The organism is Streptomyces sp. MK37H (assembly GCF_018035285.1).
Classification (GTDB): Bacteria; Actinomycetota; Actinomycetes; order Streptomycetales; family Streptomycetaceae; genus Streptomyces; species Streptomyces endocoffeicus.
This window is the reverse complement of sequence record NZ_JAAAYH010000865.1, coordinates 1-1322: the sequence shown is the minus strand read 5'-3', so window position 1 is coordinate 1322 and position 1322 is coordinate 1. Positions and strand designations below refer to the sequence as shown.

Sequence of the window (1322 nt, the reverse complement as noted above, 5' to 3'; positions counted from 1 at the left end):
CTCGGCCTTGAGCTCCTCGACGATCGGCGGGGTCAGCCAGGGGGAGTCGAGGGCGGCCCGCTGCCGCTCGGCGACCGCCTCCGCGGGATGGACGTGCTCGTCCATGAAGGCGAGCAGTTTGGCGCGGAGCTCTTCGGTCCGGGCGTCGAATGCGAAGTCCATGACGGGATCAGCTCTCCTGGAGGGTGGTGAGGCCGTGGTCGATGAAGGCGGGGACGATGTCGCCGATGCGGTCGAAGCCCGCGCCGAGGGTCTGGCCGAGGGTGTAGCGGTAGTGGATGCCCTCGAGGATCACCGCCAGCTTGAAGTAGGCGAAGGCGGTGTACCAGGAGACACCGCTGACATCGCGCCCCGAACCCTCGGCGTAGCGCTGGATCAGCTCGTCCGTGGAGGGGTGGCCGGGGGCGCCCTGGGTGGAGGAGATGGGGGAGTCCGCGAGATTCGGATGACCGCTGTACATCACGATCAGCCCGAGGTCGGTCAGCGGATCGCCGAGCGTGGACATCTCCCAGTCGAGGATCGCGGTGATCCGGTCGTCGGCGTTCACCAGGACGTTGTCGAGGCGGTAGTCGCCGTGCACGACCGTGGGCGCGGGGGAGGCCGGGAGCGCCTTGGCGAGCCGGGTGTGCAGCTCGTCGATCCCGGCCAGCTCACGGCTGCGCGAGGCGGTCAGCTGCTTGCCCCAGCGGCGCAGCTGCCGCTCCAGGAACCCCTCCGGGCGCCCGAAGTCACCGAGCCCGACCTCGGCCGGGTCGACGGAGTGCAGCGTCACGAGCGTGTCGACGAGGGAGAGCACGACCTCCCGGGTGCGCTCCGGGCCGATGCCGGCGAGCTGCTCGGCGGTGCGGTACGGGGTGCCCTCGACGAACTCCATGACGTAGAAGGGCGATCCGATGACCGAGTCGTCCTCGCACAGCAGCACCGGCTCCGGCACCGGCACGGCCGTCGGGTGCAGGGCGCTGATCACCCGGTGCTCCCGCGCCATGTCATGGGCGGTGGCGAGCACATGGCCCAGCGGCGGACGGCGGACCACCCAGCGGGACGTGCCGTCGGTGACCGTGTAGGTGAGATTCGAGCGGCCGCCTTCGATCAGCTCGGCCCTCAGCGGCCCGCGCACCAGCCCCGCGCGTTCGCGGTCGAGATGGGCGCGGAGCCGTTCGAGGTCGAGCCCTGGGGGATTGCCTGCGTTCATCGAACCTCTCTCGTACTCGTATACGGGGAACGGGCGGACCGTTCGTCCCGCCTCATGATGCCGACCAGTCGGTATGTAGTCCAGTGGGTCTCGGGTGCGGGGCGTGTGACGTGGCGGTTCGGGGGCTAGG

1 protein-coding gene and 1 pseudogene are annotated in these 1322 nt (G+C 70.2%); both read right to left on the bottom strand.

The genetic code is table 11. The features are described 5' to 3' along the window. Positions 1-162 (bottom strand): annotated as a pseudogene (locus GWI24_RS46015) (acyl-CoA dehydrogenase); the annotation flags it as partial. Positions 163-169: 7 nt separating this feature from the next. Next, positions 170-1192 carry a phosphotransferase family protein gene (locus GWI24_RS44480; protein ID WP_210951679.1) on the bottom strand — a complete coding sequence of 341 codons (1023 nt, stop codon included), beginning with the start codon at positions 1190-1192 and terminating at the stop codon, positions 170-172. Positions 1193-1322: the final 130 nt, after the last annotated feature.